Source organism: Bacillus thermotolerans, from assembly GCF_000812025.2.
Lineage (GTDB): Bacteria > Bacillota > Bacilli > Bacillales > Domibacillaceae > Quasibacillus > Quasibacillus thermotolerans.
Map to the genome: position 1 here is coordinate 31691 of NZ_JWJE02000032.1, position 14977 is coordinate 46667.

The following is a 14977-nucleotide window of genomic DNA, read 5'->3' on the forward strand; positions in this document are numbered from 1 at the left end:
TATGTATTGCATTGTACCACAGATTCGGCATTTCAAAAAACAAAAGGCCTTGCATCTATATATTTATATTACCTACTTAATCATAGTAATAAAACCTTATTTGTATAAATGGTAGAAAACAAGGCACGAGTAGTTCGTGCCTTGTTTCAGTTGGTACAATATTAGGCGTTAGCCTTGCTATTATCTACAAGAAATTCCACTGCCTTGCGGATTTTCAAGTCTGATTTCATGCCATCGAGGTTACCCAATGCTTTCTTAATGTCTTCTACCGGCAAATTGAATTGCTCTGACATTTTGCTTAACTCTTCTTCAAGATCCTCATCTGTTGCTTCAAGGTTTTCAGTGTCTGCGATCGCTTCTAAAGTTAAGCTTGTACGAACACGAGTTTCAGCATTCTCTTTCATTTGGCTGCGCAGGTCAGCTTCACTTTGTCCAGAGAATTGATAGTAAAGGTCCAGGTTCATGCCTTGAGCTGCAAGGTTTTGTGTAAATTCTTGAAGCATACGGTCGATTTCATTCTCAACCATTACTTCAGGAATGTCGATTTCAGCGTTTTCCGCAGCTTTCTCAACAAGGCTGTCACGAAGAGTTTGCTCTGCTTCGCTCTGACGGCGTTCCTCTAAACGAGTACGGATTTTTTCTTTTAACTCATCAAGTGTTTCCGCTTCTTCGTCTGTTTCCTTCGCAAATTCGTCATTCAGTTCAGGAAGCTCCTGGTACTTGATCTCATTGATCTTTACTTTGAAGACAGCCGGCTTTCCAGCAAGCTCTTCTGCATGGTACTCCTCAGGGAAAGTTACTTCTACATCTTTCTCTTCTCCAGTTTCCATGCCGATAAGCTGCTCTTCAAATCCAGGGATGAATGTATTTGAGCCGACAACTAGGGAATAATTCTCAGCAGTGCCGCCTTCGAATACTTCACCGTTTACTGAACCTTCAAAGTCAAGGACAACTGTGTCGCCATCTTCTACTTTGCCGTCTTCCTTGACAACTAGTTCTGCATGTCCTTTTTGAAGAGATGTTAATTCTTCCTGAACATCCTCATCTGTTACTTCTGTATCCATCTTCTCAACTTCAAGGCCTTTATATTCGCCAAGCTTCACTTCAGGCTTTACAGTAACCTTCGCTGTGAAGATCAGCTCCTTGCCTTTTTCCATTTGCTCAATATCAATTTCCGGACGGTCTACAGGCTCAATTCCTGTTTCTTCAACCGCTTTTCCGTATGCTTCTGGAAGAATAACATCCAATGCATCTTGATAAAGAGATTCGACGCCGAAGCGCTGTTCAAAAATTACGCGAGGCACTTTTCCTTTACGGAAGCCTGGTACGTTTAAGTTTTTTACTACCTTCTTGAATGCGGCATCCAAACCATTTTTTACTGTTTCCGCATCTACTTCTACTGTAAGAACCCCTTGGTTCCCCTCTTGTTTTTCCCATTTAGCAGACATAAAGTTCCCTCCAAAAATCTATAAATTGATCATCGTGAACAGTATAAGTTGTTCCGCCCTATGTATGTCGTTTTGTACACAAAAAGGACACATTATGACCTTTACATTATAACATACGTTTTTTCACTTTCAACCAAAAGGCTACATGAACGTTAAAGAAATTTCGTCCAGCCTGCGAATAAAGGCGAGCCCCGAATAAACAGACGGATTGACACCTTCAGGCTCCAAGTCCCGCCCTTCATAATACGTATCAAGCAGCAATAGAACCGCCTCCGTCCAATCAGGCATTGAGATGTGAGCCGGTTCAAATGGATAGAGAAGAGAAAAGTGCCGTTTCGTCATTTCAACAGCCTGCTCCAGCAAGACCGGATTCGTATCGGCGAGCTCGGTTTCAAGCTGGCGGATGACTCCTTTAAAATACCCTTTCTCAAATGCATCGGGAAGCTCAGCTGGTATTACTGTCTCCTTAAACTGAAATTTTCTTACCTCCACCGGCTTTTCAACCCCATGCTCCTTTAATACATTTAGCGCAAGAGTTTGCAGGAAAGGGTGTGCCTCCTGGTCTCTTAAGAAGGCTGTTAATTCCCCCATATACGGCTGAATATTCACATGGGTGAGCTCCATCAATTTAAGCATTTGCTCCCGTATATCCTCTTTTCCTGAAAATAGCGGCTGCCACTCTTTTTCTGGAGACATGTTCATCTTATTGCTTAACGACAGCAAGCTCTCAAAGTACTCCTTTTTCTTATCTGGAAACTCCTTCTCTTCCATTAGAGCTGTGAGCATGGAAGACATCTCTTCATACTTCTTCTGGTGCATTAAGATCAGCATGTAAATATCGAGCACATCATAGTAATCCCCTAGCCCTTGATGGAGCATATCCATACAAAGCTCCAGGGCTGGGTCGTGCTGGCCGCTTTCATACAGCGCCAGCAAAAGAGCCATCTTTATATCGCCTTCCTGGTCGGCGGCATATTCCAGCGCTTCGGATAAAAAGATCACCGCCTGGTCATAATTCTTTTCTTCAAGAGCCGCTCTTCCTTTTTGAATGAGCGCTTCACTGGTGCCGGGGAAAATAAATATATTCCCTTTTCTATCCCACTTCTTTCTTTTCATTTATAAGTCACCCGATCATTTCTGTCTTATTCCTGCCGCACCTTCATTCACTGTGAATCACATTACCGTTTCTGTCAGTGTAGCATGTCTGTTTTGAAAAAAAAAGCAGGACAAGCCAACACCCTTCAAGACGAGAAATGAGAAATAATAAAGAAAACCTTCCGGGCCATAATCCGGAAGGTTGGATGTTTATGTATGGCGTCCCAGGAGAGATTCGAACTCCCGACCGACGGCTTAGAAGGCCGTTGCTCTATCCTGCTGAGCTACTGGGACATTATGCTTTACTTTACACGATGTTTGCAAGTTTCAAACAAGCTATGTAAGACATTTATTATATTAACAAGCTCTGCCTATATTGTCAACCCGTTCTTTTATAACTTTTTCTTTTCGAAAGAAGCATTGAAGAAAGAGCCATCTAAAGCTCTTTCTTCAATAGAGGAATGTGCAACTGAGGTGGGGCAGTTCCTTATGGCTGTCATCAAAGAAGCGGATGCTGACTTCTCGCTTATTATCTTCTATCAGGGCATACGTCTTCTTATCACTGCCACGCGGTACAGCAATGCTTCCCGGATTCAGAAAAATGGTTTCACCAATTTTTTCTGCTCCGGGTATATGAGAGTGACCAAAGAACACAAAATCTGCGCCATACTCCTCTGCTTTGTAACTCAAGTTCATCAACGTCATCTTTACATTGTAGCGATGGCCGTGAGTAATAAAGATGCGCCTGCCGCCTACTCCTTCAATGACATCATAAGGAAATTCATCTTCAGCATCACAGTTTCCCCTGACGACCAGATACCCGTTAATAGCCGGGTGATCATCTGATAACTCTGAGTCCCCGCAGTGGATAAGTACATCGGCCTCATCGGCATAGCGCCCTTTCAAATCCTCTAAAATATCTGTCTCACTATGGCTGTCGCTAACGATTAATGCCTTCACTGCGCCTTGCCTCCCAGGAGATCAGGGAGCACGGCCTTTAGCTTTTTGATCGCTTCTCCACGGTGACTAATGCTGTTTTTCTCATCTGACTTTAACTCTGCCAGCGTTTTGTTTAAGTCATCGACAAAAAAGATAGGGTCATAACCAAAACCGTTAGTCCCTCTTTTAGACGCAATTATCCTCCCTTCACATGTGCCGAAAACTGTCACAGTTTCTTTTCCAGGCATTGCCACAGCGAGGGCACAATAGAAACGAGCTGTTCGCTTTTCATCCGGCACTCCTTTCAATTCTGTGAGCACCTTTTGGATATTGGCTTCGTCATCCTTCTGTTCTCCAGCATAGCGCGCAGAGTACACACCCGGACGCCCCGACAGCGCATCAACGACTAAGCCCGAATCATCTGCAATCACAAGTGTGCCCGTCTGCTTAGAGATTGTTTCCGCCTTAAGAACGGCATTCTCCTCGAACGTTTCTCCCGTCTCCTCTACATCCGGCAAAGACGGATAGTCGAGTAACGTTTTCGTTTCAATGCCATATTCCGAAAAAATTGCGGCAAATTCGCTTGCTTTTCCTTTGTTTTTCGTTGCAATAATAACTGTATTCATGTCTACTCTCCTTCTTGTTACTTACCAATTCGTTCCACGATTTCACCAAGCGCAGTTGACTGGATGGCAAACAGGCTGGTCATCCCTAATTGAGCAAGCTCTAACAGCTCATGCAAGTCATTAATAGAGAAAGTAGCCTCCTCGCCTGTTCCTTGCAGTTCTACAAATTCATTTGCACCAGTCATAACAACATTCATATCTACTTCTGCCTGGCTATCCTCTATGTAGTTTAAGTCTAACACCGTTCCATGCTCTGGAACTACTCCTACGCTTGTTGCTGCTAGAAAATCCTTTACTGGAAACGAGGAAAGATCCTTCTCTTCATATAATTTGTTAACCGCTATCGTCAGAGCAACAAACGCACCAGTAATGGAAGCCGTGCGTGTACCTCCATCCGCCTGAATAACATCACAGTCCACCCAGATGGTCCGCTCACCAATCAATTCCAAATCCACGACTGCCCGTAAGGTTCGGCCGATCAAACGCTGAATTTCCATTGTTCTGCCTGATACCTTTCCTCTTGAGGATTCACGAATATTTCGTTGTTCGGTCGCACGCGGCAGCATAGAATACTCTGCAGAAATCCAGCCCTTTCCGCTTCCTCTCATGAAGGGAGGCACTCTATCCTCAATGCTTGCTGTGCAAATAACTTTTGTGTCCCCGACCTGTATAAGCACCGAGCCTTCTGGATGCTTTAAATAATTCGTTTCAATTTGAACATCTCTTAGTTCATTGGCCTCTCTGCCATCAAACCGCATGCTTGATCCCTCCATAGTTAACATGTTTTTCGCATCTTTTTATAGTAGCACTTTTTCTCTTTCATCAAAAGAAAGCAATTCCCTGCAGACGTCTTAAGCAGAAAGAAACATTCCTTTTAAAAGGAATGTTCTAGAGGTCAACCGGGTTAACAACATCCGGACGTGTAACCGAGCTTGTCAACGGCTTGCCCTGTTCGTCGGTCAACTCTTTGCTGCCGCCCACTTCAATACTCAAACTTTCAACCTCGCTATTTTCAGTTAGTGATAAAGCGAGCGATTTGAGCACATGCTCGGAAATCATTTTATCTTCAAAACTTCCAAGAATCGCTTCGTTAAAGTTAAGCTTTACTCGTCCATCTTTTACTACCGGCTTCTCCAACAGATCCGCACTCGGCAGAAATTCCGTTACTAATCCGGAATCTGGTTTCGGTCCTTTAGCAAGCTCCTTCACTACTGCAGTAATTTCATCTTTCTCTTCATTACTTACACGCTTTGTTACCGGGACATAGTAATAGCCAGCTTCCTCCTGTGCCATATAATAAACGGTTACAGGACGTGTACTCGAAAGGTCAGTCAGGTTGGAGGCATCAATGTTAATACCGTCGTCTCTTGAGACACCCTCTTCATTAAGAGCCATTTTTCCAACCGGCATTTCTGTGAGCGGGTGGCCATTCACTTGCATCTTTACCCGGTCAATAGAGTCAAACTGGGTTAACGTCCATGTAATAGATTGGACAATTCTAGCCTCGTCCTCCTTCTCATATTCTTTAAATTCTGGAGAGAAGTCAACGGTGGCTGTGCCATCTTTCACATCTACACTCTTCACTTGGGTGCCAGCGGGCAACACAGCCCGAAAATCATTCGGCAGCATATTAGAGATCGGTCCTCCCGCCACTAGATGTTCGAGTGCCTGCTTGGCCAAACTTTTTGTATTCGAAAGAGGCATCGTTTTGGAGACAACATAGCCATTTTTATCAATTAAATACAGCTCCGTCATTACCGTATTTTCATTTTGTGCTGCACTTGATTCTCCTTCCTCAGCTAGGTTGTCCGTATAAACAACTGACTGCGGAGGATCAATATTCTCTTTCTTCTCTTCACCAGGCAATAAGCCGCAGCCAGCAGTATAAATGGATAAACTTAAAATAACGAGCATCACTGCTTTCTTTTTCCCCATCGCTACCCCTCCTACCATTGTTTGTACTAAATATACGAGAGTTATACAAACTTAGAACTAAGTTGGACAATTCTCTTCGCTCGCTGTTCTTTATCGCTATGTAGGTACAGTGCCCTGTATACTGTTCTATACATAGAAAAACCCGCTTATTTACCTAAGCGGATTGATTCTACATGTATAGACTTGTCCTGCAGCCAGTCAGAAGCAATCTGATAAAATAATCTTTCTGATCCTGTAGTATAAAATAAATGAGAAGGAGGTGGATTCTCAGAAGCCAACAGGTGCTGATAATCAAGAATCGCACTCACTTCCCGGGCCGTCTCCTCGCCGGAGCTGATAATTTGAACAGCCGAGCCCATGGCACGAGCGATGACCGGTTCCAGCAATGGATAATGTGTGCATCCCAGAATCAATGTATCGATCGCTGTCTCCTTTAGAGGATTAAGGGTTTCCATCACTATTTTCTCAGCCATTGCCCCTTTGTATTCGCCGCTTTCCACAAGAGGAACAAACTTCGGGCAAGCTAAAGTTGTTACTTTTACCTGCTTATTAATTGACTTAAGCGCTGTCTCATACGCGCGGCTTTTAATGGTTCCAATCGTGCCCAAGACACCGATTTGATCACTTCTCGTTTGCTTAATGGCTGCCCGTGCTCCCGGATGAATGACTCCAATAACCGGTATAGCAAGTGCCGACCGAATTTCCTCTAAAACAACGGCTGTAGCGGTGTTACAAGCAATAACAAGCATTTTAATGTCGCTTCTTAGTAAGAACCGGGTCATTTCCCATGTAAAGGATTTTACCTCTTCTACCGGCCTTGGGCCGTATGGACAGCGGGCCGTATCTCCCACATAATAAATCGTTTCGTTCGGCAGCTGACGAATAATCTCTTTCGCTACTGTTAAACCGCCTACCCCCGAATCAATGACTCCAATTGGTCTATTCACTTCTCTCGCCTCGTTTTGTTCTCATTTCTCAATATGTCCTTCCCGCATTACCTCTCAGGGATGGAGTTTTCTCTCTCCTGAAGCTTTCTAGCAATCACTGAACCTAAAGCTGTTATTTCCTTATAATCTTATAATATCTGAAGCCTTCTTGCTCAATAATACCATTTATGTACCGAAGTTCTTTTTCAACATCTGTAATATATGCATTGGTTCGTTCATCGCCTTCTATCATTTTTCGTCTTTTTCGTCTCATCAGAGCAAAATAAGAAAAAGGCTGGCAAGCGGGGAAACTGTCTATGAAAAATACAGCTAGAAAGCCAACACTTATTTTCGCCTTTTTCTATAGAAAATGCAAGGAGAAGCAGAGGGACTTTCGCTCCCACTGTCAAAAAACAAAACAGATGGCACTCCGTGAGTACCACCTGTTGGTTTTACAACTTTAATTCCCCCATTCTCAGCAATTCGACAATGGCTTGAGATCGCCCCTTGACTCCCAGCTTTTGAATGGAATTAGAAATATGATTTCGAACTGTTTTTTCACTGATAAACAGCTCTTCCGCGATTTCCCTAGTTGTCTTGTCTTGGACCAGCAGCTCAAATACTTCTTTCTCTCTTTTCGTTAATAATGGTTTACGATCAAAGCGATGCTCCCTCACTGAAACCAGTTACCTCCTCGCATTCGCAGGCCTTGAAAGGGCCAGCAAAGCAGCTGTTACGGTATCATATGTGAGAGAGCACAAAGTTGACAATATATGAATACGTTTCTTGTTACTTTAATTTTGCAGGCTTTTTTTAGCTTGTTCCAATCTGCCTTTCACATCGCCTGCCAGCGGGAGGGCTTTACCCGTCTTAGAAGAAATTTGGACAAGAGAACCCCTTCCAATAAAGCAAACACGCCCGTCCTCTGCTACTCCCTTATAATGCAAATCACAAGAAGAGGTTCCCAGTTTATCAACTTTTACACCAATTGCTAGCTTTTCATCAAAAAATACTTGCTGAAGGAAATCGCACTGTAAATCGGCTACAACTGGAATAGCTTCATTTTTCTTGTCAAGCCATTCTCTATCCAGCCCGATACTTTTAAAAAACTCCATTCGCGCCTCTTCAAAATAGACAAAAGGCACCGTGTTATTTAAATGGCCAAACATATCCGTTTCGGAAAAGCGGACTTTTACAGGATGGAAAAAGGTAAATTCCTGTTCCCATTCTTCAAAATTATGAACGTATGAGTATTTTTTCATTTTCTCTTCCCCTTTGTTCTATATAAATATAAAAAGGCCTTCAGTTGAATAACTGAAGGCCTTTTTTTCGATCTATTAATCTACATGATGGTCGCTTCCGAAGAAGTTACGGAAGGACTGAACAGTAGAAGCACGGTTCATCGCTGCGATAGATGTTGTTAAAGGAATACCTTTTGGACATGCTTGTACGCAGTTTTGTGAGTTACCGCAGTCTTGCAGACCTCCATCGCCCATCAATGCATTAAGACGTTCGTCTTTATTCATTGCACCTGTCGGATGTGAATTGTACAAACGAACAAGTGAAATGAACGCAGGTCCCATGAAATCAGATTTGCTGTTCACGTTTGGACAAGCTTCGAGACAAACACCACAAGTCATACACTTAGAAAGCTCATACGCCCATTGGCGCTTTCTTTCCGGCATACGTGGACCAGGTCCAAGCTCATATGTTCCATCGATCGGAATCCATGCTTTGATACGCTTCAGGGAATCAAACATGCGGTTACGATCAACCTGAAGATCACGAATAACCGGGAACGTGCTCATTGGCGCCAAGCGAATTGGCTGCTCAAGCTTATCAACAAGAGCTGCACAAGATTGGCGAGGCTTACCGTTGATAACCATTGAACAAGCGCCACATACTTCTTCCAAACAGTTCATATCCCAAGTGATAGGTGTTGTTTTTTCACCTTTAGCGTTCACTGGGTTACGCTGAATTTCCATCAATGCAGAAATAACGTTCATGTTTGGACGATATGGAATGACAAACTCCTCTTCGTACGGAGCTGAATCCATATTTTCCTGACGAGTAACGATAATACGAACGGTTTTATTCTCACTCATCTTTATTTTTCCTCCTTCTTCTTAGAGTAATCGCGCTTACGAGGAGGGATTAAGGAGATATCCACATCTTCGTAATGGAAGGCTGGCGCCTCATTCTCTCCTTTGAATGTTGCCATTGTTGTTTTCAAGAACTCTTCGTCATTACGCTCCGGAAAGTCCGGTTTGTAATGGGCGCCACGGCTCTCATTACGGTTAAGCGCACCGATTGTAATGACGCGCGCTAAATGAAGCATGTTGTTCAATTGACGCGTGAATGTTGCCCCTTGGTTGCTCCACTTTGCTGTATCATTGATGTTAATATTCTTGTAGCGTTCCATTAACTCAATGATTTTATTATCTGTTTCTTTTAATTTATCGTTGTAGCGAACAACTGTTACATTATCAGTCATCCACTCACCTAGCTCTTTATGAAGCAGGTAAGCATTCTCTTTGCCATCCATAGACATGATATTATTCCACTTTGTTTCTTCTTGTTTAACATAGCGATCAAACACAGAAGAAGAGATAGCATCAGAGGATTTCTCAAGGCCATTGATGTACTTAACCGCGTTTGGTCCTGCAACCATACCACCATAGATGGCAGAAAGCAGAGAGTTTGCTCCTAAGCGGTTGGCACCGTGCTGAGAATAATCACACTCACCAGCAGCAAATAGACCAGGAATATTTGTTTGCTGTTCATAGTCGACCCAAAGTCCACCCATAGAGTAGTGAACAGCAGGGAAAATCTTCATAGGTACTTTGCGTGGGTCATCACCCATGAACTTCTCATAAATTTCAATGATACCGCCGAGTTTAACGTCTAACTCATGAGGATCTTTATGAGACAAGTCTAAGTATACCATGTTCTCGCCATTGACACCAAGCTTTTGGTTTACACACACATCAAAGATTTCGCGAGTTGCGATGTCACGAGGCACAAGGTTTCCGTACGCTGGGTATTTCTCTTCAAGGAAGTACCAAGGTTTTCCATCCTTGTATGTCCATACACGTCCACCTTCCCCACGTGCTGACTCACTCATAAGGCGCAGCTTGTCATCTCCCGGGATTGCAGTCGGGTGAATTTGGATGAATTCACCGTTTGCATAATGAACCCCTTGCTGATACACAATAGAGGCTGCTGAACCTGTATTGATAACAGAGTTTGTAGATTTTCCGAAGATAATCCCTGGTCCTCCGGAAGCCATAATTACTGCATCGCCGGCAAATGATTGGATTTCCATTGTACGCAGATCCTGAGCCACAACGCCGCGGCAGATGTTTTCATCGTCCAGAACCACTCCGAGGAATTCCCAACCTTCGTACTTTGTAACAAGACCTGCTACTTCATAACGGCGCACTTGTTCATCAAGTGCATATAAAAGCTGCTGGCCAGTTGTCGCACCAGCAAACGCTGTACGGTGATGCTGTGTGCCTCCGAAACGACGGAAGTCAAGCAATCCTTCAGGTGTACGGTTGAACATAACACCCATACGGTCCATTAAATTGATGATCCCAGGAGCCGCTTCTGTCATTGCTTTAACCGGTGGCTGGTTTGCTAAGAAGTCGCCACCATAAATTGTGTCGTCAAAGTGAATGTAAGGCGAGTCGCCTTCACCTTTTGTATTTACGGCGCCGTTGATACCGCCCTGTGCGCACACAGAGTGAGAACGCTTAACCGGAACTAATGAAAACAAGTCAACTGGCGTACCTGCTTCTGCTGCTTTAATTGTAGCCATTAAGCCAGCCAAGCCGCCGCCAACTACGATGATTTTTCCTTTACTCATTTGAGACTCACTCCTTTTCTCCCGAATCCTAACTTACTACTTTTCTCTTATAACTATAAGACCATTATTATACGAACGCGAAGATCGCGCGAAGACCAACGATAGAAAGGGCAACGAAAACAAGCATTGTAACGTATGTCATAATGCGTTGTGAGCGTGGAGAAACTGTAATACCCCAAGTCACAAAGAAAGACCATAAACCATTAGCAAAATGGAATACAGCGGAAAGAACACCTACTATGTAAAAAACAACCATTAATGGATTAGATAAAATCTCTTCCATCATTTGATAATTTACTTCGGTGCCAAGCAATGCTTGAATTCTTGTTTCCCATACATGCCATGCAATAAACACGAGCGTAATGACACCTGTAACACGCTGAAGGAAGAACATTACATTACGGAAGTAACCGAAACGTCCCAGGTTATTTTTTGCTGTGAAAGCAATATATAAACCATAAATACCATGGAACAGTAATGGCAGGAAAATGATGAATGCTTCCAGTAAATAAACAAATGGTAAGCTTCCCATAAATCCAGCTGCCGTGTTAAATGCTTCCTCTCCTTGTGTTGCAAAGTGGTTGACGATCAAGTGTTGCGTTAAAAACAGACCTACAGGTATAACACCAAGCAATGAGTGTAGCCTGCGATAAAAAAACTCTCGGTTGTCAGCCATATTTTTACCCCCCTTAATCTTGAAGTTTCCGACAAATTACGCAAAATTTCGGCAAACTTCACTTTCTAACAGTTATGTGACATGTTCATTTTACTCTTATCCACAAAAAGCGTCAAGAACACTTCTTGATCTTTTTACGTAGAAAAAAACGCCTAGATGTCTGTATTTTCCTGCTTTCTGTTTATTCTTTGTCCTTTAATACGTCATAAATTTTCTTTTTTCTCTTTTAGGTGTTGTATATAATAAATAAAGGAAAGTAGGGATGATAGTGACTAATCAACTTGAACACCAAACGAAAGAAGAAAAAAGCCTCATGGTGCCGATATTCGGATATGAATTAATCAGGGACACATTGTTAACAGATATACTTGGAAAAGAAACGAGCTTCATCTTATATTGGGCAGGAAAATCACTAGCTAGGAAGTTCCCTTGCTCAACTGACGAAGATCTCTGCTCTTTTTTTGAAGAGGCTGGCTGGGGAGCGCTTCGTCTTTTGAAGGAAGACAAACGAGAAAAAGTATTTGAGCTGACCGGGCCGCTCATCAAACGACGCCTGTCTATCAAAGAGAATTCAGCCTTCACTCTAGAAAGCGGCTTTCTTGCTGAACAACTGACAACCCAGAGTCACAAGGAGGCTGAAGCGGTCGTTGAAACAGCCAAACGGGCAGAGGATACTGTAACAATTACTGTTAAGTGGACATAACCTGTAAGAAAAAACGACATGATCTTCCCTCAACGGGTAATCATGTCGTTTCTCTTTTTTCTTCACTTTAATCAGCTTCCTGATTTTGCAGCCTTGTCTGAATCTCAATAGCCGTCTTTTCTGGAATTCCGACGGACCTTAATTCCTCTAATGTCGCTTCCCTGAGCTTCTTTACTGATCCAAAATGCTTAAGCAGCAGTCTTTTACGTTTAGGCCCAACCCCAGCAATTTCATCCAGAACCGACTGAAATGCCCCTTTCCCGCGAAGCTGGCGGTGGAAGGTAATAGCAAATCTGTGCACTTCATCCTGGATACGTTGAAGCAGGTAAAACTCCTGACTATTGTGCTTTAGCGGGATAACCTCGAGCGGATCTCCGTACAGTAACTGAGAAGTCCGATGCTTTTCATCCTTTGCTAGACCAGCTACAGGGATCTCTAAGCTCAATTCATTTACCAGTACATCCTTTGCTGCCTCAATCTGTCCTTTACCTCCATCAATAACAATTAAATCTGGAAGCGGCAGACCATCTTTAAGCACCCGGCTGTAGCGGCGGCGAATGACCTCTCTCATAGATCCATAGTCGTCGGGACCTTTTACGGTTTTAATTTTATACTTACGGTATTCTTTCTTTTCCGGCTTTCCATTAATAAATACGACCATGGCAGACACCGGATCGGTCCCTTGAATGTTGGAGTTATCGAAGGCCTCAATACGGAGAGGAGGGTAAATGTTCATGGCTTCTCCAAGCTTTTCAACTGCCTTAACAGTTCTTTCCTCATCTTTTTCAATAAGCGCGAATTTCTCCGTCAGAGCTACAGCCGCATTTTTCTCCGCAAGCTTTACAAGCTCCTTCTTCTTTCCTTTTTGCGGCTTTACGATCTTTACCTCTAATAGCTTTTCAGCAACAACTTCATCTGCTTCAGATGGCAGCAGCACCTCTTTTGGCTTAAAATGATTCGGCTGATCATAGAAGCGGCCGAGATACGTAAGAAACTCTTGCTCTGGTTCATCATAAATCGGAAATAAAGAAACATCCCGCTCAATCAGCTTGCCTTGACGGACAAAAAAGACCTGTACACACATCCAGCCCTTATCAACAGCATAGCCAAACACATCGCGGTCCGTGAAGTCCGTCATATGGATCTTCTGCTTTTCCATTGTTGCTTCTATGTGGGAAATTTGATCCCGGTACTCTTTCGCCCGCTCAAACTCAAGCTTCTCAGCCGCTTCGTTCATTTTTGCTCTGAGCTGCTCCTTCACCCGCTGATGCCCGCCATTTAAGAATCGGGTGATTTCACTGATCATCTCCCGGTACGTCTCTTCAGCTACCTCATTTACACAAGGAGCCAAACACTGACCCATGTGATAATAAAGACAAACTTTATCAGGCAGATTGATGCACTTGCGCAGTGGATAAAGACGATCTAACAGCTTCTTCGTTTCGTTAGCCGCATGCGCATTCGGATAAGGACCAAAATACTTTGCCTTATCCTTCTTGACCTTCCTTGTAATAATTAGGCGCGGGTGGCGTTCGGCTGTCAACTTAATGAATGGATAGCTCTTGTCGTCCTTCAGCATAATGTTGTATTTAGGATCATGCTTTTTAATTAAGTTAAGTTCCAGGATCAGCGCTTCCAAGTTAGAAGACGTAATAATATACTCAAAGTCTTCTATCTCAGCCACAAGGCGCTGTGTTTTAGCATCGTGCGACCCAGTAAAATAAGAACGCACCCTATTTCTCAGTACTTTCGCTTTTCCAACATAAATAATCGTTCCCTGTCGGTCCTTCATTAAATAACAGCCTGACTGATCCGGCAACAGCGCAAGCTTATTTTTTATCTTTTCATTCATTTCTCCACCTCCCTGCTCCGCAGTCATATTCTTCTATTTAAAAAAACCGTCTTCCGCTCACAGAAGACGGTTCCTATTATCCAATTAAGCGTGCTTGTTTACTAAATCAGCTAGAGCTTCTTTTGGTTGAAAGCCAATCACTTTATCTACAGGCTCGCCATTTTTGAACAGGATGAGCGTTGGGATACTCATTACCCCGTATTTTCCTGCAGTCTCTTGATTTTCATCAACATCAAGCTTCACGATTTTTACTTTATCGCTTAACTCTGAATCAAGCTCTTCTAACACTGGAGCAATCATCTTACAAGGTCCGCACCATGGAGCCCAAAAATCAGCAAGCACAAGGCCTTCAGCCGTTTCGTTAGAGAAGTTTTGATCAGTCGCTTTTACAATTGCCATTTAGATAACCTCCTAATAGTTACATATACTATGGTCAGTATAGCACCAACCATTCCTATGTGCTATTTTTTTGCTTCACACTTTACTTTTCCCACCCAGCATAAATTTACTCTCGAAAACTGAAAATCCTCTTCATTTCTCATTACGGGCCCAGCCCTTCTTATGTAAAGATGATAAAAGGTGTTTCTAAGAAAGCTATCTTAGAAACACCTTTTCAGACAAAGAAGCGGGTTATACTATTTTTACCTTCTAGAATACAACTGCTTTTCGGTAAAGCCCTTCACCTTTCTCTTTATGAAGAGGCCACTTTCAGCTTTTTGAACTCCTCTGTTAAGAGCGGCACGACTTCAAACAAGTCTCCGACAATGCCATAGTCTGCTACTTTAAAAATTTCCGCCTCTGGATCCTTGTTGATGGCCACAATCACTTTGGAGTTGGACATTCCCGCCAAGTGCTGGATCGCGCCCGAAATACCGCAGGCAATGTATAAGTCCGGTGTAACGACTTTTC

The 14977-nt window shown here is 43.2% G+C and carries 16 protein-coding genes and 1 tRNA gene; 1 reads left to right on the forward strand and 16 read right to left on the reverse strand.

The features are described 5' to 3' along the window. Positions 1-161: 161 nt before the first annotated feature. The 13 genes from tig to QY97_RS12715 all read right to left on the reverse strand — a co-directional run bounded on the left by tig (position 162) and on the right by QY97_RS12715 (position 11513). On the reverse strand, positions 162-1448 hold the full coding sequence (gene tig / locus QY97_RS12655; RefSeq protein ID WP_039236999.1) for a trigger factor: 1287 nt from the start codon (positions 1446-1448) through the stop codon (positions 162-164). 141 nt (positions 1449-1589) lie between these two features. Beyond that, positions 1590-2564 carry a tetratricopeptide repeat protein gene (locus QY97_RS12660; protein ID WP_039237002.1) on the reverse strand — a complete coding sequence of 325 codons (975 nt, stop codon included), beginning with the start codon at positions 2562-2564 and terminating at the stop codon, positions 1590-1592. Between the two features lie 196 nt (positions 2565-2760). Further along, positions 2761-2837 (reverse strand) — tRNA-Arg (locus QY97_RS12665). A 156-nt stretch (positions 2838-2993) separates the two neighbouring features. After that, entirely contained in the window at positions 2994-3503 is a 510-nt protein-coding gene (locus tag QY97_RS12670; RefSeq protein ID WP_039237005.1) for a metallophosphoesterase, read from the reverse strand. After that, a complete protein-coding gene (locus QY97_RS12675; RefSeq protein ID WP_039237008.1) occupies positions 3500-4108 on the reverse strand; it encodes an XTP/dITP diphosphatase in 609 nt (202 codons plus the stop codon). The genes QY97_RS12670 and QY97_RS12675 overlap by 4 nt, the downstream gene beginning before the upstream one ends. Positions 4109-4125: 17 nt before the next feature. After that, on the reverse strand, positions 4126-4866 hold the full coding sequence (rph, locus tag QY97_RS12680) for a ribonuclease PH (RefSeq protein WP_039237009.1): 741 nt from the start codon (positions 4864-4866) through the stop codon (positions 4126-4128). Between the two features lie 130 nt (positions 4867-4996). Continuing rightward, on the reverse strand, positions 4997-6043 hold the full coding sequence (locus tag QY97_RS12685; protein ID WP_039237012.1) for a GerMN domain-containing protein: 1047 nt from the start codon (positions 6041-6043) through the stop codon (positions 4997-4999). Positions 6044-6189: 146 nt separating this feature from the next. Then, positions 6190-6990 carry a glutamate racemase gene (gene racE, locus QY97_RS12690; protein ID WP_039237014.1) on the reverse strand — a complete coding sequence of 267 codons (801 nt, stop codon included), beginning with the start codon at positions 6988-6990 and terminating at the stop codon, positions 6190-6192. A gap of 431 nt (positions 6991-7421) precedes the next feature. After that, complete coding sequence (locus QY97_RS12695; protein WP_039237017.1) at positions 7422-7646, reverse strand: helix-turn-helix domain-containing protein; 225 nt, start codon at positions 7644-7646, stop codon at positions 7422-7424. Positions 7647-7763: 117 nt separating this feature from the next. Continuing rightward, positions 7764-8231 (reverse strand): acyl-CoA thioesterase, encoded by a 468-nt coding sequence (locus QY97_RS12700; RefSeq protein WP_039237020.1) that lies wholly within the window; start codon positions 8229-8231, stop codon positions 7764-7766. Positions 8232-8306: 75 nt separating this feature from the next. After that, entirely contained in the window at positions 8307-9074 is a 768-nt protein-coding gene (gene sdhB, locus QY97_RS12705) for a succinate dehydrogenase iron-sulfur subunit (protein WP_039237025.1), read from the reverse strand. Between the two features lie 2 nt (positions 9075-9076). Further along, positions 9077-10837: a succinate dehydrogenase flavoprotein subunit gene (gene sdhA / locus QY97_RS12710; RefSeq protein WP_039237028.1), complete on the reverse strand. Its 1761-nt coding sequence runs from the start codon at positions 10835-10837 to the stop codon at positions 9077-9079. 67 nt (positions 10838-10904) lie between these two features. Next, positions 10905-11513, reverse strand: coding sequence for a succinate dehydrogenase cytochrome b558 subunit (locus QY97_RS12715; protein ID WP_039237031.1), 609 nt, complete (start codon positions 11511-11513; stop codon positions 10905-10907). Positions 11514-11781: 268 nt separating this feature from the next. Between QY97_RS12715 and QY97_RS12720 the strand changes: the two genes are divergently transcribed. Beyond that, complete coding sequence (locus tag QY97_RS12720) at positions 11782-12216, forward strand: YslB family protein (RefSeq protein ID WP_315849904.1); 435 nt, start codon at positions 11782-11784, stop codon at positions 12214-12216. A gap of 67 nt (positions 12217-12283) precedes the next feature. Here the strand turns inward: QY97_RS12720 and uvrC are convergent, their stop codons facing one another. The 3 genes from uvrC to QY97_RS12735 form a co-directional block, all read right to left on the reverse strand. Next, positions 12284-14068 (reverse strand): excinuclease ABC subunit UvrC, encoded by a 1785-nt coding sequence (gene uvrC, locus QY97_RS12725; RefSeq protein WP_039237037.1) that lies wholly within the window; start codon positions 14066-14068, stop codon positions 12284-12286. 84 nt (positions 14069-14152) lie between these two features. Next, positions 14153-14467, reverse strand: a complete 315-nt coding sequence (gene trxA / locus QY97_RS12730; RefSeq protein WP_039237040.1) for a thioredoxin — start codon at positions 14465-14467, stop codon at positions 14153-14155. 292 nt (positions 14468-14759) lie between these two features. Continuing rightward, positions 14760-14977: electron transfer flavoprotein subunit alpha/FixB family protein (locus tag QY97_RS12735; protein WP_039237044.1), on the reverse strand; the 218-nt coding region annotated here is incomplete at its 5' end.